General features: G+C 56.4%; 22 protein-coding genes. 4 read left to right on the top strand and 18 right to left on the bottom strand.

Features of this window, described 5'->3' with window-relative positions:
• Window positions 1-226, top strand: a 226-nt coding sequence (locus AC2FEE_RS12800; protein ID WP_496865705.1) for a hypothetical protein, incomplete at its 5' end; no start/stop codon positions are given.
• A gap of 157 nt (window positions 227-383) precedes the next feature.
• On the opposite strand, the gene AC2FEE_RS12795 is transcribed toward AC2FEE_RS12800, so the two are convergent.
• The gene (locus AC2FEE_RS12795; RefSeq protein ID WP_496865704.1) at window positions 384-1,640 is read right to left on the bottom strand and encodes an NAD(P)/FAD-dependent oxidoreductase; all 1,257 of its coding nucleotides are present in this window, start codon (window positions 1,638-1,640) and stop codon (window positions 384-386) included.
• Window positions 1,641-1,664: 24 nt separating this feature from the next.
• A complete protein-coding gene (locus AC2FEE_RS12790) occupies window positions 1,665-2,372 on the bottom strand; it encodes an SDR family oxidoreductase (protein ID WP_496865703.1) in 708 nt (235 codons plus the stop codon).
• A 126-nt stretch (window positions 2,373-2,498) separates the two neighbouring features.
• Between AC2FEE_RS12790 and gcvA the strand changes: the two genes are divergently transcribed.
• Window positions 2,499-3,371 (top strand): transcriptional regulator GcvA, encoded by an 873-nt coding sequence (gcvA, locus tag AC2FEE_RS12785; RefSeq protein ID WP_496865702.1) that lies wholly within the window; start codon window positions 2,499-2,501, stop codon window positions 3,369-3,371.
• A 27-nt stretch (window positions 3,372-3,398) separates the two neighbouring features.
• On the opposite strand, the gene AC2FEE_RS12780 is transcribed toward gcvA, so the two are convergent.
• From AC2FEE_RS12780 to AC2FEE_RS12730, 11 genes are all read right to left on the bottom strand, one after another.
• Window positions 3,399-4,172, bottom strand: a complete 774-nt coding sequence (locus tag AC2FEE_RS12780) for a pyrroline-5-carboxylate reductase (protein ID WP_496865701.1) — start codon at window positions 4,170-4,172, stop codon at window positions 3,399-3,401.
• A 4-nt stretch (window positions 4,173-4,176) separates the two neighbouring features.
• The gene (locus AC2FEE_RS12775) at window positions 4,177-5,193 is read right to left on the bottom strand and encodes a proline racemase family protein (RefSeq protein ID WP_496865700.1); all 1,017 of its coding nucleotides are present in this window, start codon (window positions 5,191-5,193) and stop codon (window positions 4,177-4,179) included.
• Between the two features lie 5 nt (window positions 5,194-5,198).
• Window positions 5,199-6,674, bottom strand: coding sequence for an aldehyde dehydrogenase family protein (locus tag AC2FEE_RS12770; protein ID WP_496865699.1), 1,476 nt, complete (start codon window positions 6,672-6,674; stop codon window positions 5,199-5,201).
• A 13-nt stretch (window positions 6,675-6,687) separates the two neighbouring features.
• Window positions 6,688-7,920 (bottom strand): NAD(P)/FAD-dependent oxidoreductase, encoded by a 1,233-nt coding sequence (locus AC2FEE_RS12765; RefSeq protein ID WP_496865698.1) that lies wholly within the window; start codon window positions 7,918-7,920, stop codon window positions 6,688-6,690.
• A gap of 70 nt (window positions 7,921-7,990) precedes the next feature.
• Window positions 7,991-8,881 carry a 4-hydroxy-tetrahydrodipicolinate synthase gene (dapA, locus tag AC2FEE_RS12760; RefSeq protein ID WP_496865697.1) on the bottom strand — a complete coding sequence of 297 codons (891 nt, stop codon included), beginning with the start codon at window positions 8,879-8,881 and terminating at the stop codon, window positions 7,991-7,993.
• On the bottom strand, window positions 8,878-10,422 hold the full coding sequence (gene betC / locus AC2FEE_RS12755; RefSeq protein WP_496865696.1) for a choline-sulfatase: 1,545 nt from the start codon (window positions 10,420-10,422) through the stop codon (window positions 8,878-8,880). The genes dapA and betC overlap by 4 nt, the downstream gene beginning before the upstream one ends.
• Entirely contained in the window at window positions 10,422-11,372 is a 951-nt protein-coding gene (locus tag AC2FEE_RS12750) for an aminotransferase class IV (RefSeq protein ID WP_496865714.1), read from the bottom strand. The genes betC and AC2FEE_RS12750 overlap by 1 nt, the downstream gene beginning before the upstream one ends.
• An 18-nt stretch (window positions 11,373-11,390) precedes the next feature.
• Window positions 11,391-12,131 (bottom strand): amino acid ABC transporter ATP-binding protein, encoded by a 741-nt coding sequence (locus tag AC2FEE_RS12745; RefSeq protein WP_496865695.1) that lies wholly within the window; start codon window positions 12,129-12,131, stop codon window positions 11,391-11,393.
• A gap of 12 nt (window positions 12,132-12,143) precedes the next feature.
• Entirely contained in the window at window positions 12,144-13,217 is a 1,074-nt protein-coding gene (locus AC2FEE_RS12740; RefSeq protein WP_496865694.1) for an amino acid ABC transporter permease, read from the bottom strand.
• Window positions 13,218-13,220: 3 nt separating this feature from the next.
• Window positions 13,221-14,387, bottom strand: coding sequence for an amino acid ABC transporter permease (locus AC2FEE_RS12735; protein ID WP_496865693.1), 1,167 nt, complete (start codon window positions 14,385-14,387; stop codon window positions 13,221-13,223).
• Window positions 14,388-14,458: 71 nt separating this feature from the next.
• Window positions 14,459-15,502, bottom strand: coding sequence for a transporter substrate-binding domain-containing protein (locus tag AC2FEE_RS12730; protein ID WP_496865692.1), 1,044 nt, complete (start codon window positions 15,500-15,502; stop codon window positions 14,459-14,461).
• Between the two features lie 124 nt (window positions 15,503-15,626).
• Between AC2FEE_RS12730 and AC2FEE_RS12725 the strand changes: the two genes are divergently transcribed.
• A complete protein-coding gene (locus tag AC2FEE_RS12725; RefSeq protein ID WP_496865691.1) occupies window positions 15,627-16,370 on the top strand; it encodes a GntR family transcriptional regulator in 744 nt (247 codons plus the stop codon).
• Between the two features lie 439 nt (window positions 16,371-16,809).
• On the opposite strand, the gene gyrB is transcribed toward AC2FEE_RS12725, so the two are convergent.
• Complete coding sequence (gene gyrB / locus AC2FEE_RS12720; RefSeq protein ID WP_496865690.1) at window positions 16,810-19,227, bottom strand: DNA topoisomerase (ATP-hydrolyzing) subunit B; 2,418 nt, start codon at window positions 19,225-19,227, stop codon at window positions 16,810-16,812.
• 102 nt (window positions 19,228-19,329) lie between these two features.
• Window positions 19,330-19,902, bottom strand: a complete 573-nt coding sequence (locus AC2FEE_RS12715) for a TetR/AcrR family transcriptional regulator (RefSeq protein WP_496865689.1) — start codon at window positions 19,900-19,902, stop codon at window positions 19,330-19,332.
• A 100-nt stretch (window positions 19,903-20,002) separates the two neighbouring features.
• Here AC2FEE_RS12715 and AC2FEE_RS12710 point away from each other — a divergent pair, with 100 nt between their 5' ends.
• A complete protein-coding gene (locus AC2FEE_RS12710; protein WP_496865688.1) occupies window positions 20,003-20,569 on the top strand; it encodes a carboxymuconolactone decarboxylase family protein in 567 nt (188 codons plus the stop codon).
• Here AC2FEE_RS12710 and recF read toward each other — a convergent pair.
• The 3 genes from recF to dnaA form a co-directional block, all read right to left on the bottom strand.
• On the bottom strand, window positions 20,566-21,663 hold the full coding sequence (gene recF / locus AC2FEE_RS12705) for a DNA replication/repair protein RecF (protein ID WP_496865687.1): 1,098 nt from the start codon (window positions 21,661-21,663) through the stop codon (window positions 20,566-20,568). The genes AC2FEE_RS12710 and recF overlap by 4 nt on opposite strands.
• Window positions 21,664-21,703: 40 nt before the next feature.
• Window positions 21,704-22,825: a DNA polymerase III subunit beta gene (gene dnaN, locus AC2FEE_RS12700; protein WP_170491164.1), complete on the bottom strand. Its 1,122-nt coding sequence runs from the start codon at window positions 22,823-22,825 to the stop codon at window positions 21,704-21,706.
• 226 nt (window positions 22,826-23,051) lie between these two features.
• A complete protein-coding gene (gene dnaA, locus AC2FEE_RS12695; protein ID WP_496865686.1) occupies window positions 23,052-24,449 on the bottom strand; it encodes a chromosomal replication initiator protein DnaA in 1,398 nt (465 codons plus the stop codon).
• Window positions 24,450-24,513: the final 64 nt, after the last annotated feature.

Raw genomic sequence — 24,513 nt, 5'->3', positions numbered from 1 at the left:
GGGACTGGTTTTGAAGTATTTGAAAGAGGCGGGTCTGGTCATGGGCAAAAGCTACGCAACACCCCTACCCCGCTCAACTCAAGTTCTTCTGACAAGACCCGCTAAAGGGCATGGGGTTCCCGGATTACGAATTGAAGACACCGATGGCTTTGTAAAAGCCCTTTCCGCGGGGCTATCACGTGACGGCCCTTCCTTGATCGAAGTTATGTGCCCGCCAGCATCTTAAGCACAAAATCTTTTTGAAACGGACGGCCCAAAGGAGACGTTCACGGTCTACTTTCGATGCTGCGATTGCGACCCTCATTCCGGACCTTCGCCGCGGGTGCAAGATCGGAAAAATGCAGAACAGCCCTGGCAATTTCTGCCAGCGCTGCCCTTTTCGATCAGATCACCGCTCGCTCAATGACCCGCTCACCCTTGGCGAAGCGCTCAAACAGGAATGGCGATAGATCGAGACTACGGAACTCGCCATAGATGATTTGCTCAGCGACACCGCGACCGACGGCAGGCCCCTGCTGAGAGCCGTGGCCTGACGACCCGTTGGTGAAGTGGAAATTCGACACTTCATCATGGGGACCGATGACAACGTTGTAGTCGAACGTGTTGAAGTCGTAGTGCCCCATCCAGAAGTCGACAACCTCGACGTCTTTGAACTGCGGGATACGGTTCGAGATGATGGGATGTACCTTATCTTCCCAGATGGTTTCCTCGGCCGAGAAATCTTCAACGCCGACAGTTGCATCTTCACCAAGCGGCGGGCAACCAACCAGGTAATTATCCCCGAACTGCCGAAAATGCACCCCGGTCGGATCAATGGTCAGTGGCAGATCGCGATCCAACGGCTCTTTTGCCTTAAAGATGAAGGTATAGCGGCGCTTGGGTTGAATATCGAGCTTCAGACCAGCCATGTCCGCCACCTTTCCAGCGCGGGTACCCGATGCGTTGACAACATGGCCGGCTTTCACAGTTTCACCGGAGGCCAAAGTAACGCTGGTCACCTTGTCACCTTCACGTCCAATTGCAGCGACCTCGTTTTCAACGAATTCGACACCGTTTTCGATGGACTTGCGCAGCAGCCATTCCACCATCAGAGGCGCATCGTAATACCCCTCGTCGACGGTGTTGAGGCTGCCGGATTCGATGTCGGAAAGGTAGTAGAACGGGTACGCCGCAGCGATCTGATCCGGCGTGACCATTTTGGTCCCTGCGCCACATTCCGCCTGGACGGATTGATCACGCTGCAAGACTTTGGTCAGTTCCGGCCCGTCGGACAGATAGAGATATCCGAAGTTGCGAATGCCCAGTTCAGGGATCTTTGGGTCCCCGCCCAGATTTTCGCGGAAATTGCGCACGAACTCGGCCGCGTATTGACCGATCTTCACATTGATCGGATTTGCGAATTGCTGCCGCATGCAGTTGTTGGATGCGGCAGTTTGCGCCTGCAAATAGCTCTTGTCTCGCTCGACGATTAGGACACGGCCCTTGAAATCAGGGTTCGAGGCGAGGAACCACGCGGTGCAGGCCCCCATTGTCGCGCCACCGATGATGACAACATCATAGTTGTCGTGTTTTGGGGTTGCAGCGACCTGCGGAAGTTCGATTTTGAACAATTTGTCGTGGGAAGTCGGTTTCATGGTCATGTCATGTTTCCTTTGGATGCCGCCTCAAACAGAACGAGTGATACCGCCGTCGACGCGGATGTTTTGACCAGTGATGTATGCTCCGCCCTCTGACGCCAGGAAGGCGACGGTTGCTGCGATCTCATCGTAGCTCTTGCCGTATCGCTCCAAAGGGATGCGGGCTTTCCAATCGGGGTTTTCTGGAAGACTGTCGATGAAACCCGGCAGTACGTTGTTCATGCGCACGTTGTCCGCAGCGTACTTGTCGGAAAACAGCTTGGTATAGGCAGCAAGACCGGCACGCATCACACCCGACGTCGGGAAGACCGGGTCGGGCTCAAAGGCCGCAAAGGTCGAGATGTTGATGATGGTACCCGATTTCTGTTCGATCATGATCGGGGCGATGATGCGAGTCGCACGCACGGAATTCAGGAAGTAGACTTCCATACCCTCATGCCAGTCTTCATCACTAATCTCGAGAACAGGCGCCCGTGGGCCATGACCAGCCGAATTGACCAGCACATCTACACGGCCCCATTTTTCCATTACGGCGTCGACCAGCTTCTGCATGTCTTCGCTGGACTTGTTGGTTCCGGTCATGCCGATACCGCCCAGCTCCTTGGCCAGGGCTTCGCCCTTGCCTGAAGACGACAGGATGGCGACGTTAAAACCGTCAGCTGCGAGGCGACGGGCGCTGTCGGCCCCCATGCCGCTGCCGCCGCCAATGATGATTGCCACTTTTTTGTCGGCCATTTGCATTCTCCTCGGAATTGATCAGTTCTTTCTTGTTTCCAAGATGGGTTATCGACACAGTTTTGACTAATCAGTTATTCTGCTTTAAGTGTGTAGGAAAACTACATCCATTACTGGTAACTGTTTATGCGCGACATGCCCCCGCTTAACTCCTTAAAAGCCTTTGAGGCGTCTGGCCGGCATCTCAATTTTAGGCGAGCAGCCGAAGAGTTGGGCGTGACTCAAGGCGCAGTCGCCCAACAGGTTCGCGCCCTCGAAGACTTACTTAAAATCAAACTCTTCGACCGTCACGCCCGGGGATTGGCGCTGACGAATGAAGGGCGCCGGTACCTGCCACCTCTGCGCAGGGCCTTCGACATGATCGCCGAAGCCACTGAGAACCTTGCGCCCAAGGACGCGGTGGTGACAATCAGTTCTACACCCTCGTTCGCAACAAGATGGCTGGTGCCCAGGCTTGGAGAATTTGCATCAGAGCATCCTGATATCCGCATTCGCATGGATGCCTCTAATACACTGGCGAATTTTCAGAATGACGGAATCGATATTGCCATCAGGCAAGGCAAACCTCCATTTGGGCCTGGGTTACTCGCCGACGCTTTGTTCACTTCGGAAGTGATTGCCGTCTGCCACCCCGATTTGACGACGGGCGCGAATGCGGTCCGGTCACCAATGGACTTGCGACATCACGTTTTGTTGGAAGACACGCATGGCTATTGGCCCGTGTTTCTGGAAGCAGCCTTGGGCGATATCCCCGTCGCCGACATCAAGACGATGAACTTCAGCCAGACCTCACTGGCGATCGACGCCGCGATTGCCCGCCAGGGCGTTGCGCTGACAAACCGGGCTCTGGTCGAAGACGACCTGTGTGAGAACCGCTTGTGCCAGCCCTTTTCGTTTTCGCTGCAAACTGAGGAAGGTTACTACATCGTAGCGCCAAGGGAACCACGCAATCCAGTTCTTGTGTCCATCGTGCGGGATTGGCTAATCGCGCAGAGCTAAACTGGCCATTAAAGGCAACCAAGCTGCTTAGTGCATGGCTCGTATGCGGCTCGCGACACGTTCAAAAGCACGGTCCAGAGCTTGCGTACCATTTTCCTCTGCGAACACTTGAAACAGCTGCTCATTGAGGCCGCCGGTCGTCGTATGGCTCAAGCGCAGATCCTCGAAGCTTTTGTCGGTTGCCTCACTTGCGGTATCGGCCAACCCCTGGAACATCGCCGCCAAATAGGCACGTGCGTCGTCATAGCTGGTGCCCTGGGCGGATATCCACTGTGTAGCAGCTTCGGATATACCAAAATATAGTCCCATCATTGCGCTGGCGACGGCGTAGGCATCGAACGCTTCAATTGTCTCGACAGGCACCGATGCTCCAATCGCGCTGAACAGTTCTTCCACATCGGGTGTTGGTGGAAAGATTGCCGTTACGCCCGTCAGGTCGGCAACCGATGGCAACGGAATGGCCCGACACAAAGAAGCGCACGGGTGTGTCCAATCGTGCAATTGGTGCAGCGATATCGTAGCCATCAGGCTGACCAACTGCGTGTCAGGTTTGAACTGCAGGGGCGCCAGGATTTCTTCGGCGTGTTGCGGACGGACGGCCAAAAACAAGATGTCGGCGTCATCCACGATGGACTGGTTTTCTTCGCAAACACGCACCAACGGAGACAGTTGGGCCAGCTGAGCTGATATCTCTCGGGTCCGCACGGAAACAAGAATCTCGGTTGCCGGGTAGTTTGCCCGCAATAGCCCCCGGACAATTGCCTCAGTAATCACTCCGGCTCCGATGAACCCAAGTTTCACAGCGTCACTCTCCCCAAGTGTCAGACAGGATGAACCCACTCGGGAACGGGTCGCTCGGATCAAGCCCGATCTGGGACATGCCATAAATCCAGCACTGGCCCGTAATCCGAACGCGGCTCCCTTGGTAGGGGCCGATCTGCGTCTCACCCATCAGTTCAGCACTAAACTCTCCGTCGATGATTGAACGGGTTGTAATCTTGTCTCCCCTCGCGATTTCACCTTTGGCATGCAGCACAGCCATGGTGGAGTTAGTGCCTGTTCCGCAGGGTGAGCGATCAGCGCGCGCCGGTTTCAGAGTTGTGCAGGTCCGCACGGCGCCATCTTGGTCGCGGGATCGGAACATGACATAGGCCAAGCCATGCACTTCGGGGATTTCAGGATGCGCGATTTCTGTCTGAGCAGCGATCATATTGCGAAGCCTGACCCCTTGCTCCGCCAGTTTCCGCGCGTTCTCTGGCGTGATGTCCAAACCGATCTGCTCCACATCAACCAAAGCATAAAAAACACCACCGTAGCACAAATCGTAAGTTACGAGGCCCCATTTCGGTGTATCGATCTTTCCTTCGGAAATCGCCACGAATGACGGCGGCATGTCCAGGCTCACACCCGTGACCTTGCCGCCCTTACACGTGGCTGTAGCTTTCACCAACCCGGCAGCCGTATCCAGAGTCACTACGGTTTCTGGCTCGACCATCTCCATCATGCCCGTTTCCAGAATGGCAGTCACAGCACACATCGAGTTTGACCCGGACATGGCGTGGGCCTGATCATTTTGAAGCACGATCATTCCAAAATCAGCGTCTGGATGGCAGGCTGGCGGGATCAGCACAAAGGAATGATTTGCAGCCGCACGCGGCTCGGAGCAAAGCCAGCGGCGCAACGTGTCATCGACCTCATTGATGTAAGCCAGCTTAGCGGCCATCGTATCGCCAGGGATGTCGAGAAAACCTCCGGTTATGACCCGACCGATCTCACCAGCGCAGTGAACGTCAACCGTCTGCAGCGTTCGTTTCCACCGCATGGGAATTACTCCTTGATGTACCAGCCCCAAGGTTTGGAGCGATCATAGGTAGTGATCTGCTTGATCTCGAGGTAATTGTTGAAGCCCAATTCCCCCAGCTCGCGACCAATGCCGGATTGTTTGTAGCCGCCCCAGGGGGCTTCGGTGAAGGTCGGTTGTGAGCAATTGATCCAGACAATCCCGGCTCGGAAGGCGCGTGCAACGCGTTCGGCACGATCCGGATCGTTAGAAAGAACGGCCGCGCCAAGACCGAAGCGGGAGCCATTGGCCAGTTCGATTGCCTCCTCTTCCGTCGCAAATTTACGAATGCAAACAACGGGGCCGAAAATCTCTTCGTTCCATATCCACGCGTCGGTGGGCACGTCTGTAAAAATAGTTGGCTCAACATAGCAGCCATGTTCCAACCCGTCTGGCACACCGCCGCCAGCAGCAAGGGTGGCTTCATTCTTCCCTTTCTCGATGGCCGCCAGCACTTTCTCATGTTGCGATTGGCTGACCAGCGGTCCAAGCAACACACCCTCGGCCAATCCGTGACCGATCTTGATCTTGCCAGTTTCTTCGACGAGCCGCTCCATCAGCGCTGGATAAATTTCTTCGTGAATCAGAACCCGGCTGGTTGCCGAGCAGACTTCACCCTGGTTCCAGAAGATACCGAACAGGATCCACTCCACTGCCTCGGCGATGTCGGCATCTTCGAACACTACCATCGGGGATTTGCCACCCAATTCCAGCGAGATGGTTTTGATGTCCTGGGCGGCGGTGGCCATGATGCGCGATCCGGTTGGGACAGAGCCGGTGAATGCCAGCTTGTCGACGCCGGGATGTTCTGTCAGGGGTTGGCCCGCATCAGGGCCGAAGCCCGTCACGATATTCAGGACTCCTTCGGGAAGCCCCGCCTTTTGTGCAATCCCGCCCAGTTCCAGCGCTGTCAGCGGGGTCAGTTCCGAGGGTTTAAGAACCATGGTGCACCCAGCTGCCAGAGCCGGAGCAACTTTCCACGCCGCCATGAGCATCGGAAAGTTCCACGGAATGATTGCCCCGGCAACGCCCACCGGCTCCTTGACTGCTTTGGACTTGAATTCATCCATCGACAACGCAATTTCCTGCTCGGCACTGTTGTCGAACCGTTCCGCCAAATCGGCATAGAAATGAAAACAGCCTGCGGTGTCCTCAATGTCCCAGACGGCTTCAGGCAACGGCTTACCATTGTCACGCACTTCCATGCGCGCCAGTTCATCGGTGCGGGCCGCAATCTCATCACCCATCTTGCGCAAGATGGCAGCCCGTTCAGCACCGCTCATCTGCGGCCATGGTCCCTTGTCGAAAGCGACCCGCGCTGCTTTCACGGCAGCATCAACGTCGACAGCGCCGCCGGCGGCAACTTGATGGAAGACACTTCGGTCCGACGGGTCAACCACGTCAAACATTTGACCGGATGCGGGCGCAACCCATGCGCCATTGATGAACAGTTGATTTTGCATACGAAGGGCTCCTTCAGAAACGGTCAATTCGGTATGGGGACACATCGATTGCGGGACGACCCCCGGTGATCAGTTCTCCCATCAAATGGGCACAGGTCGCAGCATAGGTCAGGCCGAGGTGGCCATGTCCCGTAGCATAGTAAACCCCGGGGGTTTTGGCTGAGGCCGACATCACGGGGATGGTATCGGGGAAGGCAGGGCGGTGCCCCATCCACTCGGTAAAGTTTTTCACCTGCAAATTCGGCAAGGCCTCGCGCGCCCGGCGCACGGTAATCTTGGAACGGCGGTAGTCCGGCGCGGCATCCAACCCGGTCATTTCGACTGTGCCTCCCACGCGGATGCCGCCTCCCGTCGGGCTGACCATGAAAGCCTTGGCGGGCCAGATGATAGAATGCGCCATCTCAATCCCGGGTGACATGATGTGGGTGTGATACCCACGTTCCGTCTCCAGCGGCATCGGCTCATTCAACAGTTTAGACAGTCGCGCCGTGAAGGCACCCGCGCACAGAACCACCTCGTCTGCCCGGACGAGTTCCGCACCCAAGCGAACGCCCGTGATCCGCTCACCGCGTTCAAACCCGGTCACATCCGCCCGACGCACGATACCGTCCGCGCCTTCGAACCGTTCAACCAGCCGTTCCACGACTTTGTAGGGATCAGCCACGGTTCGGTTGTCCGGCAACAGAACCGCTTTGGTGATCCGGTCTGAGATCTCAGGTTCACGCGTTCGGATGGCTGCTGCATCCAACACTTCATAGTCGAAGCCGAACCGATCCAGCATATCAATGCGCTCACGATCCGCCTGGAATTCGGCCTCATCGGCATAAAGGGAGAGGCAACCGGTCTGCGACAGCTCACCTTCCATGCCGATCTCTGTCATCAGCGTCTCCGTATCAGCAAGTGAGCGCTCGCAGAGAACCGCCCCCGCGGCTTCCAGTTTCCGGACAGCCGACGGGCGACTGGCCGCCAGAAAACGGAAAAACCACGGGATCAGGCGTGGCATATAGCTGGGGCTGACCCGGATCGGACCTTCCGAATCCATCATCCAACCGGGTATCTGCCTCCAGGTAGAAGGGCGCGCGACAGGCATGAACTCGGTCACTGCGATCGACGCCATATTGCCGAAGGATGCCCCCGAGCCGGGAGCATCCCTGTCGATCAAGATCACCTTTCGGCCCCGCTTCTGCAGGTCGTAGGCGATGGCAGCGCCGATAACACCGGCACCGACGACGATTGTAGATGTCACAGTGGTTGTCCTCATGGCTCACACCAAGAATTCCGGTTCGGGCCAGCCGAGGTTGACCCGAATGCGGGGATCACATGGCTTGAATCGGCTCCAGTGCTTCTTTCAGCGCTGCCTTCTCTTCGCTGGTAAGTGGTCCAAGAGGAGCGCGACACTCACCGACCGGCAAACCCTGCAGCTCACAACCATATTTGATCTTTTGTACGAACTTACCGCTTTCGAGGATGTTCATGGCTCGATACAGCTTGGCCATGATCTCCTTGGCCTTTGCCAATTCGCCCGCCCTGTAGGCGCGATCCAAATCGCAACACGCTTTGGCCAGGAAGTTTGACGGACCACAAATCCAACTCTCCGCACCCCAGAACATGAAATCCAAAGCGATGTCATCCGAACCGGAAATGAGCTGGATTTTCCCTTCGTACCGAGAGGCGATTTCAATTGCACGCTGCAACACACCGGAACTCTCTTTGATGCCAATGACCCGTGGGTTGTCAGCGAAGTGATCCATCAGTTCGAACGAAATGTCCGAACCGTCCTTGGCCGGATAGCTGTAGAGCACCAGATTAACATCCACCTCGGCCAGCACGGTTTCGTAGTGGTTGATCAGTTCGTCCTGCGTTGGTCGCGTATAGAATGGTGGCGCCAGAAGAACATTGTCGTAGCCAATTTCCTTGGCAATAGCAGTTTGTTCGATCACCTCGCGTGTGCCAGGGGCGTTGGTGCCAGCGATCAGAACTTCGTCGTCGTTGGCGAAGTCCTTTACAAACTGCAGAACTTGACGCCGTTCCTCGGTCGACTGACTGAAGTACTCGCCGGTCGAACCGTTGGGAACCCAACCGGTTACACCGGCCTCGCGGAAATGGATCAGTAGTCTCTCAAAAGCTCCGAAGTCGATTTTGTTGTCCGCGTCGAACGGCGTGACAAGAGCTGGCATGATACCAGAGAGTTTTACGTTGCAGGTCATGAGTTAGAGTCCTGTTTTTTGTCATAATGGAGGTAGCCACGCCGTTCGACGGTTGGAAACACGTCGCCGCGGCGGACATAGTTTGTGTTCTGGGTGAGCGGTCGGGGTGTGAAATCCCAAATCTCTTCCCGCCCTGTAGACAGCGCTTTGTCGATCAGGTTACGCGCCACCTGGCTGGCGATGACATCGTCCAGCAGCGTATCCAATGGCCACGTTTCTTCAGCCAATTGTGCCAGCCTGGTCTCGTCAGGATCGCCCTGCCCAGCAATGTTAGCCTGTTCCAGCGGGTCCGTGGCGAGGTCGTAGAGTTGCGGTGGATAGGCGCGGGAAATCACCAGTTTCTTGGTTCCGTCGCGGATGCAAACGCGCGGAGCAGATGTGCCGCCGTCGATATGCTCAGAAAAAACCGGACCGTTCAGTGGTTCACCCCGTAACGCGGACATCAGGCTACGACCTTCAATTGGTGTTCGTATCGCGTCGACACCGATCCCGCTGATATCCAAAAGCGTTGGGAAGATGTCTAACAAGGATACAGGGGCAGACACGCGACCGGCGGTGTGCTCGGGATGCGCGATGATCAACGGCACCTGAATGGCAGGGTCGAACAGGGTCTTTTTGAACCACATGCCCCGCTCTCCAATCATGTCTCCATGGTCCGAGGCAAAAACAACTACCGTGTTCTTGGAAAATCCGCTGTCCTCAAGCGCTTGTGTCAGCCGCCCAAACAAATCGTCTACATAAGATATCATGCCGTAATAGCCGCGCCGCGCGTTCCGGTAGTCGGCATCGCTCAGTTCGCATTTGTCCTGACCGTAATGATAGTACAGCGACTGGCTGTGCGCATCGCGCTGATCGACCGGAATATGGGGCACGCGTGGGGCGTCGATCTCAGCATCCGCGTACATATCCCAGTATTCGCGGGTGATCACATAGGGATCATGCGGGTGCGTCAACGAGACCGTCATCATGAAGGGCCGGTCGTCATCACTGCGCGCGCGGGTGTAAAGCTCGCGCACTGCGTGATGAATGACGTCTTCGTCGTAATCAATCTGCATCGAACGGGCGACCGGACCTGCATCACGCACCGTGTCGATTGTCGAGACGCCAAATGTATAGGCGCGCTCCTCATCTTTGTTGTAGTCGCGGAAATCGGCATGCGGCGTCCAGGACATGTCGGCTGGGTAAATTTCGGTGGTCAGCCGTTCTTCGAACCCGTGATATTGATCGGGTCCGACGAAATGCATCTTGCCAGATATGCAGGTGTAGTAGCCGTTCAGTCGAAGGTAGTGGGCGAATGTCGGTGTAGAAGCGGCAAACTCGGACCCGTTGTCATAGGCGCCGATGCGAGACGGCAAACGCCCGGCCATCATCCCAAAGCGTGATGGCGCGCAGAGCGGATAGGGGCAATAGGCGTTCTCAAACACCGTGCCCCGCGCCGCAAGCGCGTCGATGTTGGGCGATTTGCAAACCGTTCCCCCATAGGCACTCAGCACGAATGAGGTCAGTTGGTCGACCATGAACAGGATGATATTGGGCTTCATCAGGTCACCCCGCGCTGGGATTTCTGGCTCGCTACGTTTTGAGCGACGAGATCTTTGTAGAGCGCCCGGATGCGATGGGTAATTGGGCCTGCCCCCCCCTCTTTGCCGATATCTTTGCCGTCGATTGAAGCAACCGGTGTCTGGGCGCCAAATGTACCGGTCAGAAATGCCTCGTCCGCACCATAGACCTCATAGAGCGAGAAGTTCTTTTCGAAGACCGGAATGTCATTCTGGTGGCAAAGTTCGATGACTTTGGCCCTCGTAACACCGTTCATGCAGTAATCTCCGGTCGAGGTCCAAACCTCGCCCCGACGGACGATGAAGAAATTGCAGGCGTTTGTCGTATTCACAAAACCATGCGGGTCCAGCATGAGACCCTCATCCGCCCCGGCCTGTTCCGCCTGCAAGCAAGCAATCACGCAGTTCAGTTTGGAATGGCTGTTGAATTTCGGGTCCTGGCTGGTGGGAAGGCCACGAACCTGTGGTACGGTGGCCAGCCGAATGCCGCGCGATTGCAAACCTTCGGCAGGTTTTGAGTGCTCCACGATGGCAACAATTGTGGGCCCGAACCTGCTGAGACCCGGGTGTTGAAACGGTTTCGCCTTGCGTCCACGCGTGATCATCAGGCGGCAATGGGCGTCCGAGGCCATGCCATTGGCGGCTGCCGTCCGGTCGAGGAGGTCTCGCACACTTTCAGGCCCCATGCCGATATCAATCGAGACCGATTTGAGAGAATTGAACAGGCGGTCCATGTGTTCGTCAAAAAAGGCCCATTTACCATCGTACAACCGAAGACCTTCCCACATACCATCACCCAGCATGAACCCGCTGTCGTAAACCGAAATCTTGGCCTCATCCTTGGGTACAAGCTCGCCATTCACGTAGATCAGCAGCGCGTCGTTGCGTGCGTCAACTTCCGCGTCATGAGTGGATATATCGTGGGAGTCCATTTGCATCATATTCTCTGATCAGTGACCCAGGACCTGGCCCAGGAATGTCTTGGTGCGTTCGCTTGAAGGATTGTCGAAAAACTCAGTGGGTGGCGCCTGTTCGATGACTTGCCCGTCCGCCATGAAGATCACCCGATCAGCAACCTGACGGGCAAAGCCCATCTCATGTGTTACGCAAACCATGGTCATACCTTCCTCGGCGAGGCCGACCATTACATCCAGCACTTCTGAGATCATTTCCGGGTCCAACGCTGATGTCGGTTCGTCGAACAGCATGATCTCAGGTGCCATACACAAAGCGCGAGCAATGGCCACACGTTGCTGCTGTCCTCCAGAAAGCTCGCCGGGATATTTATGCGCCTGCTCTGGGATTTTGACACGCTCCAGGTAGGACATGGCAGTTTCTTCGGCCTCTTCCCGAGACTGCTTGCGCACAAGCGTCGGGGCCAGGGTGCAGTTCTCAAGAATGGTCATATGCGGGAACAGATTGAAGTTCTGAAATACCATTCCCGCTTCGCGGCGGATTTCGTCGATGTTGTCGACATTGTCGTCCAGCGGGATGCCGTTGACCTCGATGGTCCCGGCCTGATGTTCCTCCAGCCGATTGATGCACCGGATCAGCGTCGATTTGCCTGACCCGGAAGGGCCGCAAATCACCACTTTCTCACCGCGACCCACATCAAGATCGATGTCTTTCAGCGCATGGAATTCGCCGTAGTACTTGTTCATGGCACGAATGGAGATGGCTTGGTCTGACATGTGCAATTCTCCTCAGCGGCTGCCAACGCTCATACGGCGTTCCAGATAAGCGCCATAGCGGGACAGTGAAAAAACGAAGACAAAGAAGAGGAGCCCGACGAACACGTACATCTCGATCGTTGCAAAGCTCCAATCGGCCGTACCTGCCGCAGCGCGGCCTGAAGCGAGAATGTCGAAGAAGCCGATAATCGTGACCAGCGAAGTTTCTTTGAACGTGATAACGAACTGGTTAATCGTCGGTGGCAGAGCGTTGCGAAACGCTTGCGGCATAACGACATAGCCGATCCGGTGCCAATACCCCATACCAAGGGCTTTGGCGGCCTCTTCCTGACCGACCGGGATAGCTTGCATCCCGCCACGTATGATCTCGGCCTGATAGCAGGCAAAGAAGATCGCATAGCCAATGATCACGCGGTACAGTTTGTCGCCGATCGCCCAGTCCGGCAGTACAAACGGCAGGACGATGGCAAAGGTGAACATGATCGACAGCAGGGGCAGCGACCGGATCACGTCAATCACCAGCGCCATGGTTTTGGCGATCCACGGTAGCTCTGACCTGCGGAGCAGAGCAAAGATGATCGACAAGGGCATACCTAACAGGCAAACGGCGGCGAAAATGAAAACCGTCAGGGATAAACCGCCCCAATCGCGCTCGACCACTGGCGACAGACCGAAGACGCCGCCGCGCATCAAAATGTAGAACGTCGCAAACCCCACGATCCATAGTACAGGCAGTCGTTTGGCACTCCAGAAAACCGGGATACAGGACAGGATGGCGACCACCAGCATGACGAGGCAGGCCAGCGCCGATCGCCATTGTTCTTCGAACGGGTAAAGGCCGAACAGCACAATGCGCCAGCGGGTTGCCACAAAGGACCAACAGGCCCCGTGTTCGTGCGCGCGGCATTCTTCGTTCTTCCCGTATCCCCAGATCGCGTCGAGGAACGCCCAGTTCAGTAGGCTCCACAAAACCCAGGCCGTGAATGCCGCAAGCAGGACGGTGATTGCACTGTTCAGCGGCGTGGCGAAATAGTGCTTTTTGATTGCGCTGACGGTCGGAGTGTTCTGAATTGGAAGATCAGTCATCGCTCAGATCCTCAGCTGTGTGCCTTTGAGCTTGATCGCGTCGTTCACGCGATTCAGAACCCAAGCCATCGAATAATTGATGATCAGAAACCCCCCCATCAGGATCGCGATCAACTCCAGCGTCTGACCCGATTGGTTGATGGCCGTACTGATGACCATGAAGAAATCGGTGAAGCTGATGGCGATACCAATCGTTGTCGCTTTGAACAGCCAGACATACTGGTTGATCAGCGTCGGCATCACGATCCGGATCGCCAGTGGTAGGCGAATACGACTGAAGATATACCAAGGCGACAATCCAAGGGCGCGCCCGGCCTCAGACTGGCCTTTAGGGATGGCATTGAAGCCTGCGCGCACGATCTCGGCAATATAAGCCGCACCGTAAACCGCAATGGCAATGAGACAGGCCATCAGTTCCGGCGAAATGCGAATTCCCCCGCGGTAATTCAGTCCGGCCGCTTCGGGAATACTGACCAGCGGCGTTTCAGGAAGGCGCCCAAACCACATCGCGGCAACGGCAGAGATCAACGCCACAGACCACAGTAGCTTTCGTTCTTTACTGGCCTGCCGCAGATGAATATCCGGCCAGCGCTTGACACCCAGCCAAAGCGCCAACGCAAAGGCGGAGACGAGGATAATGATCGACGCGAAAACCGAACCACCGGTGACATTGAGACCTGGGACATAGATACCGCGGCCGGTCAAGGCGATACTGCCCAGAATAGGTTCTGCATTGCGTGGGCTCGGCAGGCCCAACAACAACGTATACCAGAACAATAGCTGCAGGATCAGCGGTGCGTTGCGAAACAGTTCGACAAATGTGGTACCGACCAGCTCAGCCATCCCGTTACCCGATGTGCGCATTACGCCCACCGCGATCCCAACGACAGTGGCAATTGGCAGCGCAATAGCGCCGAGGAACAGTGAATTGAGAATGCCAACAAGGATTGCCCGCGCGTAGGTGGAGTTGGTGCTGTAGTCGATAAGGGAAAAGCTGATACGCCAACCAGTTGCCCGTTCAAGGAAATCGAACCCTGAGGTCAGACCTTGGGCCTCAAGGTTGGTGCGACCGACCAGAACCATGATCACCAGCATTGCCAGGATCCCGCCGACAAAGCCGAATTGCAGCCCCGCGTCCCTGACCCGTCTGTTTTTGATGAGCGCTTGCATCAGCTTCTCCCCGCTTGACCTGGTGGGAAACGGATGCAGCCCGAAGGCTGCACCCAGAACGCACCGACGACTTAGTCGATGATCATCGGATAGAAGACACCGCCCGCGTTATAGAGATTGTTGATCCCACGCGGCAGGTTGTAGGGAGAACCAGACCCGATGTTGCGCTCATAGATTTCGGCAAAGTTGCCGACTTCCTTGATCATGTTGTAGGCCCAATCATCCGGCAGACCCAGACGCGCGCCATAACCCGGGTTCACGCCCAGAAAGGTGCTAACCGTCGAGGATGGCGGGTCGGCACGCACTTCGTCGACATTCTCTGAAGTGATCCCCTCCATTTCAGCGAACCAGAGCGAAGACAGCATCCAGTTCTGAACGTCCAGCCAATCCGGATCACCCTCAGGGACAATAATGCCTTCCGCTTCCAGAGCGATGACGTCGGGCAGAATGACGTGAGCATCAGCGCCGTCAGGTGCATCAACACGCCCTGCGGCAAGGCTGGGTGCCCATTCCACAAGCCCGTCACAGCGGCCTTCGTAATACGAGTTGCGTAACTCGTCGCCGTTCTCGAAGGTCAGCATTTCGGCATCAATCTGCTTGGTGTCGAGATACGTTGCAGTGGCACGCTCGGTCGAGGTGCCTGCCGCGACGCAGATTGTACCCCCGGCAAGATCCGCCATCGAATTGGCACCCAGATTTGTGCGGGTCATGGTTTGGAATGCCCCGATGAAATACGGGCGGCTATAGGCCAGATTCAATTCGGTATCCCGGCTTTGGGTCCAACCAGACACTTTAATGACGACGTCAATGTCACCGGATTGAAGAGACGGCCAACGCTGAGCCCAACTGATGGGAACAATCTCGAGGTTCCCTTCGGACGCACCAAACAGACCGGCAGCCAGAGCCCTGCACAGATCGATATCCACGCCTCGCCAGTTGCCCTGATCATCCACTTCAGCAAATCCAAGGAAAGATCCGTTGTGACCACTACACAGCAGCGACCCGCGTTCGAGAACCGTATTCAGGCGGCTGTCCTCGGCAACTTGAGCATGTGCCATCTGAGAAGCCGTAATCAGTGCCATCGAAGATGATGCAATCGCCTTGGCAAATTTCATGATTTCCTCCCTGTGTCGACATTTTGTCTGCAACTTTTTTGTCGACACTATGACGACATGTCAATAAAAACTTCATTACGACCGGATTGAGATCGCCAGGATTAACGTTAGGGACAAAGATAAAATGGTTGACTCACAACAGCTTCCTCAGCGACACGCCAAAGGTCGTGGATCGAAGTTCGTTTATGATGAGCTTAAACGCGAGATTCTGACCCTCGATCTGAAACCGGGATCACCGTTGGACGAGACCAGCCTGTCGGAACGATTCGCCATGTCACGCTCGCCCGTACGTGAAGCGCTGGTTCGTTTGTCCGCCGAAGGTCTGGTGGTGATGCTGTCGAACCGTTCAACCCTGGTGGCACCAATTGATTTTGCGGGCTTTCCCCGCTATGTCGAAGCATTGGATTTCCTTCAGCGGATCAATACGCGTCTGGCGGCGCAAAACCGGACCGAGGGCGAAATTCAAAAAATGACGGAAAAGGCCCAAGCCTTTGATCGCGCTTGCAGCGAGAACAACTATCTTGAAATGTCGGCAACAAATTATGACTTCCATATGGTGATCGCCGCTGCAGGCAGAAATCCCTATCTCGAGCGCGCCTATGGCCAGCTTCTTGCTGAAGGCCGACGTATTCTACATATGCATTTCGACTATTTGGAAGCTTCCGCAACGGACCACCTCCTTAGCCCGGATCACTACGACATGATTGATGCAATTCGCGACAGGGATGTGTTGCAGGCCGATAAGTTGGCACATGCTCACACCCGACATTTCCACGACCGGTTCGTGATGTTCATGAGCGCGAATTATAGCGAGGACTTTGACTTCGATCTTTCAACGCATGGTCCATCAGCACCCTCAGAAAATTGATGCGGCAGACGAACACGACCGATTTCAGCCGAAATAAATGCCCTTCCTCGGCTCTATTGGAAGTACGTCACAGCGTTGCAAATGGCCCACAGTCATGTTCCTGTCTAACTATGCATTGAACTCCGAATAGAGTTGGCAGACTTGGGCTCGCATTGGACTTGCGACGCTATGGAATACTGCTCGAAATTCCGACAATTTCAATGTCGGCTTTCGGCGTCTGGTATCAGTTTTTTGCGAGTGCAGAGAATGACTGGAATCCGCCCGCAATCGACATTGGGGTACAGCCCAGCGAGAAATTTCATACGAAGTGTGGGTCTTTCCTTTTGCAAGGTTACGTCGGTGATAGTTGTGGCTACTCACAAAACTAACAAAACTGGCCACAGTAGGTTCGCGAACGATTACGGGCATCACGAACGATTATGGGAAATCCTACAACCGGCTAGAAATCTAGGTTTTCGACACTCAGTGCGTTTTGTTGGATGAACTCGCGGCGCGGCTCGACCACATCACCCATCAGCTTGGTGAACAGATCGTCGGCTTCGACCATATCATCGACACGCACCTGCAACAACGTGCGGGCATCCGGGTCCAGCGTGGTTTCCCAAAGCTGATCGGGGTTCATTTCACCCAGCCCCTTATACCGTTGCAGTGACAAGCCCTTTTCACCTTCTTCCAGAATGGCGCGCAACAGATCCAGCGGGCCGTGAATTGCCTGCGACCGGTCGCGACGGACCAGCGTTGCCGGGGTGTTGTAGATCTCTTGCAGACTTTGGGTAAAGCTGCCGGTCTTGCGCGCCTCACCCGAACGCAGCATCGGACCGTCCAATGTACGCACCTCTTCGACACCGCGAAGAATGCGCGCCAGGCGAATTCCGTGATCCTGCGTGATCCGGCCCTGCCAACCGCGTTCGTATTCCAGCGCAATCAGGTCGAGACGCGCGGCGACTTTGTCTGCAACGCCTTGCAAATCCGCATCAACCGCGCCTGGCACAAAGGCACCTGCAACGGCGGCCTGTTCCAGGATGTGGCGTGGATAATGGGTTGGGAAGGCGTCCAAGACGCGCTTCAACTGACGCGCTTCGTCGACAACGCGCGTCAGATCCTGACCCAGGATCTCTTCGCCAGAACCGAGCTTCAGAACTGCCCCTTCGACACCTTGGTTGACCAGGTATTCATCCATCGCGGCCTGATCCTTCAGGTACACTTCGGATTTTCCGCGCGCCACTTTGTAAAGCGGCGGTTGGGCGATGTAGAGATAACCGCCCTCAATCAGCTCAGGCATCTGTCGGTAGAAAAACGTCAACAGCAATGTCCGGATATGCGCACCGTCGACGTCCGCATCGGTCATGATGACGATTTTATGATAGCGCAGTTTTTCGATATTGAACTCGTCTCGCCCGATCCCGGTGCCCAGCGCCATGACGAGGTTGCCGATTTCCTGAGATGACAACATCCGGTCAAACCGTGCACGTTCGACGTTCAGGATTTTACCCTTGAGAGGCAAAATTGCCTGAGTTTGCCGATCGCGGCCCGTTTGCGCTGATCCGCCTGCGGAATCACCCTCAACCAGGAAGACTTCGGTTTTGGTCGGATCTTTTTCCGAACAATCCTTGAGCTTGCCAGCCAGAAAATTCACATCCATCGCCGTTTTGCGGCGGGTCAGCTCGCGCGCCTTGCGGGCGGCTTCACGGGCCAGAGCAGCTTCGATAATTTTGCCGACGATAATCTTGGCCACGTTCGGATTTTCTTCGAACCATTCAGCCAGCTTTTCGTTCATCAGACCTTCGACTGCAGGGCGCACTTCGGATGACACCAGCTTGTCCTTGGTCTGGGACGAGAATTTAGGGTCGGGGACTTTGACCGACAACACACAGGTCAGACCCTCGCGCGCATCGTCGCCGGTAAAGCTGACCTTTTCCTTTTTCGCGATCCCGCTGGTCTGGGCGTAATTGTTGATGGTCCGGGTCAGCGCACCGCGGAAACCGGCAATATGGGTTCCGCCATCGCGTTGTGGGATGTTGTTGGTGAAGGGCAGGACTGTCTCGTGATAGCTGTCATTCCACCACATTGCGATTTCGACACCGATATCGTCGCGCTCACCCTTGATGTAGATCGGTTCGGGCATCGCGGAGGTCTTGGAGCGATCCAGGTACTTGACGAATTCCTTGACGCCGCCTTCGTAAAACAATTCGGTCTCTAACCGTTCTGCCGGGCGTTCATCAATCAGAATGATCCGTACACCCGAGTTCAGGAAGGCCAGTTCGCGCAGACGCTTTTCCAGCGTTTCGAATGAATATTCCAGGTTTGAGAATGTATCCAACGACGCCAGAAACCGCACTTCGGTTCCGGTCCGATCACCGCATTCAGCGACAACTTTCAGATGCTCGACCGTCTCACCACCTTCGAACCGCGCAACGTGCTCCTTACCATTGCGCCAGACACGCAATTCCAGCCAGTTGGACAGTGCGTTCACCACCGAAACGCCCACGCCGTGCAGACCGCCGGACACCTTGTAGGAATTGCTGTCGAACTTGCCGCCAGCATGCAGTTGGGTCATGATCACTTCTGCCGCGGACACACCTTCTTCGGGGTGAATATCGACGGGAATTCCGCGGCCATTGTCGCTGACAGAAACGCTGGAATCCGCGTGGATTTTGACGGTTACATGGTCCGCGTGACCGGCCAGCGCTTCGTCAATACCATTGTCAACGACCTCATACACCATATGGTGCAGACCCGAGCCATCGTCCGTATCCCCGATATACATACCAGGGCGCTTTCGAACTGCCTCTAACCCTTTGAGAACTTTAATGGAATCTGCACCGTATTCCTGGGGTGCCTGTGCGTCTTCGGACATGCCGTCAGTACCTATATTATTTTGGTAACTTATACGTTTTCTGGGGGGGATTGTCACGCGCTCCCCCAATATTTTGTGGTTCTGATCGGCTAAATTTACCGATCAAAGCCGATCGAGGTCTGCCGCGATATCCTCGGCGATTTCCACCGCGTTCACATCATCGCGTTCTGCTGACAACCGCAGGCCAAGAAGGTCGGATTGGTACCGCGTGGCAAGGCGATCCGGATCGTGGTTGGGGGCGATCTCTCCGGCCTCTTGCGCGCGACGAAACAGGTCTGCGAAACAGGTTTTCATCGCGACCATATGAGCGCGAGCCTGACCAGCCAGATCATGATCTTTGGCCTGCAATTCGGCATAGGTCTTGGCCAACATGCAGGCTTTGGTTGGCAAACTGGACGCTTCGACCACACGAAACGGCTGTGCCTTGAGCGCACCAAGCGGGCCCAATTCCTCTGCCAATGCCATTATGTTTGCGACCCCGTCCTGCGCATACCGCTCCAACGCCAAACCGTAGAGCGCATCTTTCGACCCGAACGCCGCGTAGAAGCTGCCCGGCTTCAGTTTCAGCTCGCGCTCCAGATCCTTCAGTGACGTTCCGGCCCAGCCGTGACGCCAGAAGATGTCACGGGCCTGCGCGATCAGTGTGTCGCGGTCATAGGAAGGTTTGCGGGGCATTGTCTTTACCAATTCTTGAACGTTCGCTCAAATATATACTTGAGTGATCACTCAAGAAACCCTAAATACGATTCATCGCGCCAAAAACAGGAGTTCCGACATGGCCAATTTCCCGTCTCATGACCTTGAATCCGCCCCCGAAGAGTCCAAACCGCTGCTCGAGAAATCTCAGGCCGCTTTCGGTCGCCTGCCCGGCCTGCACAAGGTTATGGCCGAAAGCCCGCAGCACCTGGAAGGTTACCAGGTACTGCACGGCTTGTTCCTTCAGACCGATTTCGACAATGACGAAAAAACCGTCGTCTGGCAGACCATCAATGTGGAAAACGAGTGCCACTACTGCGTGCCCGCCCACACTGGCATCGCTAAGATGATGAAAGTATCGGATGAGATCACCGAGGCCCTGCGCAACGAAACCCCGTTACCCTCGGCCAAGCTTGAGGCGTTGCGCACCTTTACCCTGCAAGTGATGGAAACCCGCGGCAATCCATCCGAAGAACAGATGCAGGCCTTCTTTGACGCCGGTTATGCGCACCGTGCGGTTCTGGACGTCGTTCTGGGTCTTGCCCAGAAAACCATGTCGAACTACGTGAACCACATGGCGCAAACGCCGGTTGACGAAGTTTTCCATCCCCTGCTTTGGAAACGCAAAGTCAACGAACCGGCCTAAGAGCTTACGACCGAGCCCTCATCGCCTTCGGTAACCATCAGCGTTTGGGCTCGGTCCCCCAATTCAGCAAAAAGTTCAGGCCCAGTACCCGTCATCCAGGCCTGAGCTCCCAGCGCGCAAACTTCATCATAAAGCGCAGCACGTCGCCCGGCATCCAGATGCGCGGCCACCTCATCCAGCAATACGATCGGCGGCGCGCCCACCATACTCGCCAGCGCCCGTGCATTTGACAGGATCAGGGAAACAAGCAGCGCCTTCTGTTCTCCGGTCGAGCAATCCTTTGCCGGAACCCCTTTCGCGGAGAATACCCCGTAGAGGTCCGACCGGTGCGGCCCGACCAGCGTGCGCCCCGCGGCCAGATCGCGAAACCGGCTTTCATTCAACGCCTCGCGCAGATCGTCCGCCGCCTCAGGCATCGCACCTTCGGTCTGCACCAATTCCAGATCCGCTGAAGGGAAGGCGGTTTCCGCCCGCTCCTGCGCCGCGCGTAGGTGATCCAACGCCGCCAAACGCGCGGTGTGAATGCGATGGCCGGTTTCGGCCATCTGCCCTTCAAGCGCCGCATACCAATGCGCATCCCGCACCTGCTCTTTCAACAAGCGATTCCGTTCGCGCATGGATTTTTCATAGGTCAGAGACGCCTCGGCATGGGCGGGATCAAAACTCAGCGCAAGGCGATCCAGAAACCGCCGCCGCCCTTCGGCCCCTTCGATCCACAGGCGATCCATCGAGGGGATCAGCCAGACCACCCGCGCCAGTTTGCCCAGATCAATCTGACTGGCGGCCTTGCCATCAATCCGGACCTGACGCGCGGCGCCACCCTCGGACCACGTTTCAATCTCATAGTTCTGGCCCTGCGCGTTAAGCAGGCCGGACAGTTTCCAGCCCAGCACCTCGGGCCGCCGGGTCATCTCCGCCGCGCTCGCCCGCCGCAACCCGCGACCGGGCGAGAACAGAGAAACCGCTTCCAGGATGTTGGTCTTCCCGGCCCCGTTTGGCCCATGAATCGCCACTGGCCGCCCATCCAAAGACAACCGTGCCAGTTTATGGGACCGGAAATGTGAGACCGTAAGTTCGGTCAGGGCCAAACTCATGACCCCTCCCTTTCGTTAAGGATCACCCCGCAGGGTCAAATCAGACGCGCATCGGCATGACAACGTAAACCGCGCTTAGATCATTGCCTTCGCGCATCAGGGTCGGATCGCCCGCCGAGTTGAACAGGAACACCGCGTTCTCACGATCCACCTGGCTGGCGATTTCCAGCAGATACTTGGCGTTGAACCCAATCTCCAAACGCTCATCACCATAGGCCACGGCCAGCTCTTCTTCGGCGGCACCACTGTCCGGTGCGTTGACCGACAGAACCAGCTTGTCGGCGTCCAGTTGAAGCTTCACCGCGCGCGAACGCTCGGACGAGACCGTAGCAACCCGGTCAACGGCCTGCGCGAATTCAGCAGCGTCCACTTCCAGCTGGCGGGTGTTGCCCTGCGGAATCACCCGTGTGTAGTCGGGAAAGGTGCCGTCGATTACTTTCGAGGTCAGCGTGATATCGGGCGTCGCGAAACGCACCTTGGTTTCGCTGACTGAGACAGCGATATCCATCTCATCATCGTCCAGCAGCTTGCGCAGCTCACCCACGGTCTTGCGCGGCACGATGACGCCCGGCATGTCGGCGGCTCCGTCCGGAAGGTCAGCGTCGATGCGGGCCAGTCGGTGGCCATCCGTGGCCACGCAGCGCAACACCTTGCCGCCTTCGGAACCATCGGCCACATGCATGTAGACACCGTTCAAATAATACCGGGTCTCTTCGGTGGAAATCGCAAATTTGGACTTATCAAACAGGCGCCGCAGCAGTGCCGCCGACGCCGTGAAGTTGGATTGATACTCAGAGGACGCCATCACCGGGAAATCCTCTTTAGGCAGCGTCGCCAAAGAAAAGTTCGACCGGCCCGCTTCAACCGTCAGACGCCCAGCGGCGCTGTCAGCGGTCAGAGTCACCAGCGCACCGTCCGGCAGTTTGCGCACAATCTCATGCAACGTCGTTGCCGCCACGGTTGTAGCACCTGCCTTCTCAACTTGCGCCGGGGCTTTGTCGACCACTTCGATATCCAGATCGGTGGCGCGGAACATGGCCTGATCGCCTTCGGCCTCGATCAACACGTTGGCAAGTATCGGGATGGTGTTGCGACGTTCGACAACAGATTGGGCCTGGGAAACGGCCTTGAGAAGGGTGCCGCGTTCGATGCTGATCTTCATACCCTCAGTTCCTCTGACTTGCGTACCGACATGGGCGGGACTGGCACGTTAGCGGTTCCACCCTGAGGTACAAGGATTTTTTACGGTTTTCTGGGTCGGAACGTCCAATGCGTCAAGGGCCGCGTGGCCGTGCGGGCACAGTTGACGCGCAACCGTGGGCTATAGCGCACAAAAAAGCCCCGGGCACGAAGGTCCGGGGCGTATCCTGAGGGGCTTGAGGTAAGCTTCAGGCTTCCAGCGCGCGGCGCAGCATTTCCACGTCTTCGGCAATCTGACCGTCGGTGGTTTTCAACTCTTCAATGCGTTTGACACCATGCATGACCGTAGTGTGATCACGCCCGCCAAAGCGGCGGCCGATCTCGGGCAGCGAGCGACTGGTGAGCTGCTTGCACAGATACATCGCCACCTGACGCGGGCGGGCATAAGACCGCAGGCGTTTGGGGCCAATGATGTCTGACAGGCGGATATTGTAATAGTCCGACACTTTACGCTGAATCTCTTCGACGGTGATCTTGCGCTCGGATGCACGCAGTACGTCGGCCAGACAATCCTGTGTCAGTTCCATGTCGATCTCACGCCCCACCAGCGAGGCAAAGGCGAACAGGCGCGTCAGCGCACCTTCCAGCACGCGAACGTTGGTCGAGATGCGTTGAGCAAGGAACTCCAGCACGCCGTCGGCGATGGTCAGGTCAGGATAGGTACTGCTGTAATGCTGCACCTTGTTCTGCAGGATGCCCAGACGCAGTTCGTAATCGGTCGGATGCAGGTCCACAACCAAACCGCATTGCAGGCGCGACTTCACGCGGTCTTCCAGATCCTTGATCTCGCCCGGGGCGCGGTCCGCCGAGATGATGATCTGCTTGTTCTGGTCCACCAGCGCGTTGAAGGTGTGAAAGAACTCTTCCTGGGTCGAGTCTTTGCCGGCGATGAATTGCACGTCATCGACCATCAGCACATCGACCGAGCGGAACAAGTGCTTGAAGTCCATCATCCGGCGTTCACGCAGGGCCCGCACAAAACGATACATGAACTGCTCTGCCGACAGATACAGCACGTTCAACTCGGGCCGCTTGGTTTTCAACTCCCATGCGATGGCGTGCATCAGGTGGGTTTTACCCAGACCGACACCGCCATACAGAACCAGCGGATTGAAAGTGACGGGACCACCTTCCGAGACACGGCGCGCAGCAGCATGGGCCAGTTCGTTGGGCTTGCCGACCACAAAGCTGTCAAATGTGAAACGGGAGTCCAATGGCGCGGCCTGCAGCGATTCCAATGCGTCATTTGTCGACTCGGCCTGCTGCGACAAAGATTGGGGTTGCGGCGTGTCCTGTGCAGCCGCGGATGCGGGCTTGGGTTCGTTGGACGGTCGCACCGGCGAATTGGCGGCGACGCGAAAGGCCAGTCGCTGCACCGATTCCCCGGCGGTGTTCATCTCATACAGAATGAGATCCGCAAAATTCTGGCTCACATAGTTGCCCATGAAATTGGTCGGTACCGAGAACACCGCCACTCCATCCTGTAGCTCTTGGAATTCAAGAGGTTCGATCCAGGTGGTGTAGTTGTTCTTGCCGACCGCCTTGAGCAATTTGTTACGCAGTTGTCCCCATTTCTCTTGTGTCATCAAGCGCCTCACGCATCCCATTCTTTATTGGCCTGCCGGCCTTATTACCCAATTCCGGTTACCC

Source organism: Ruegeria sp. YTSC199 (genome assembly GCF_059609725.1).
This window is presented reverse-complemented; position numbering and strand designations above follow the sequence as displayed.

Bases quoted from the DNA above. Each gene is read 5' to 3' on its own strand.
- AC2FEE_RS12795 (WP_496865704.1), bottom strand. From the start codon at position 1,640: ATGACCATGAAACCGACTTCCCACGACAAATTGTTCAAAATCGAACTT.
- AC2FEE_RS12790 (WP_496865703.1), bottom strand. From the start codon at position 2,372: ATGGCCGACAAAAAAGTGGCAATCATCATTGGCGGCGGCAGCGGCATG.
- gcvA (WP_496865702.1), top strand. From the start codon at position 2,499: ATGCGCGACATGCCCCCGCTTAACTCCTTAAAAGCCTTTGAGGCGTCT.
- AC2FEE_RS12775 (WP_496865700.1), bottom strand. From the start codon at position 5,193: ATGCGGTGGAAACGAACGCTGCAGACGGTTGACGTTCACTGCGCTGGT.
- AC2FEE_RS12770 (WP_496865699.1), bottom strand. From the start codon at position 6,674: ATGCAAAATCAACTGTTCATCAATGGCGCATGGGTTGCGCCCGCATCC.
- dapA (WP_496865697.1), bottom strand. From the start codon at position 8,881: ATGACCTGCAACGTAAAACTCTCTGGTATCATGCCAGCTCTTGTCACG.
- betC (WP_496865696.1), bottom strand. From the start codon at position 10,422: ATGAAGCCCAATATCATCCTGTTCATGGTCGACCAACTGACCTCATTC.
- AC2FEE_RS12750 (WP_496865714.1), bottom strand. From the start codon at position 11,372: ATGGACTCCCACGATATATCCACTCATGACGCGGAAGTTGACGCACGC.
- AC2FEE_RS12745 (WP_496865695.1), bottom strand. From the start codon at position 12,131: ATGTCAGACCAAGCCATCTCCATTCGTGCCATGAACAAGTACTACGGC.
- AC2FEE_RS12740 (WP_496865694.1), bottom strand. From the start codon at position 13,217: ATGACTGATCTTCCAATTCAGAACACTCCGACCGTCAGCGCAATCAAA.
- AC2FEE_RS12735 (WP_496865693.1), bottom strand. From the start codon at position 14,387: ATGCAAGCGCTCATCAAAAACAGACGGGTCAGGGACGCGGGGCTGCAA.
- AC2FEE_RS12730 (WP_496865692.1), bottom strand. From the start codon at position 15,502: ATGAAATTTGCCAAGGCGATTGCATCATCTTCGATGGCACTGATTACG.
- AC2FEE_RS12725 (WP_496865691.1), top strand. From the start codon at position 15,627: ATGGTTGACTCACAACAGCTTCCTCAGCGACACGCCAAAGGTCGTGGA.
- gyrB (WP_496865690.1), bottom strand. From the start codon at position 19,227: ATGTCCGAAGACGCACAGGCACCCCAGGAATACGGTGCAGATTCCATT.
- AC2FEE_RS12715 (WP_496865689.1), bottom strand. From the start codon at position 19,902: ATGCCCCGCAAACCTTCCTATGACCGCGACACACTGATCGCGCAGGCC.
- AC2FEE_RS12710 (WP_496865688.1), top strand. From the start codon at position 20,003: ATGGCCAATTTCCCGTCTCATGACCTTGAATCCGCCCCCGAAGAGTCC.
- recF (WP_496865687.1), bottom strand. From the start codon at position 21,663: ATGAGTTTGGCCCTGACCGAACTTACGGTCTCACATTTCCGGTCCCAT.
- dnaN (WP_170491164.1), bottom strand. From the start codon at position 22,825: ATGAAGATCAGCATCGAACGCGGCACCCTTCTCAAGGCCGTTTCCCAG.
- dnaA (WP_496865686.1), bottom strand. From the start codon at position 24,449: ATGACACAAGAGAAATGGGGACAACTGCGTAACAAATTGCTCAAGGCG.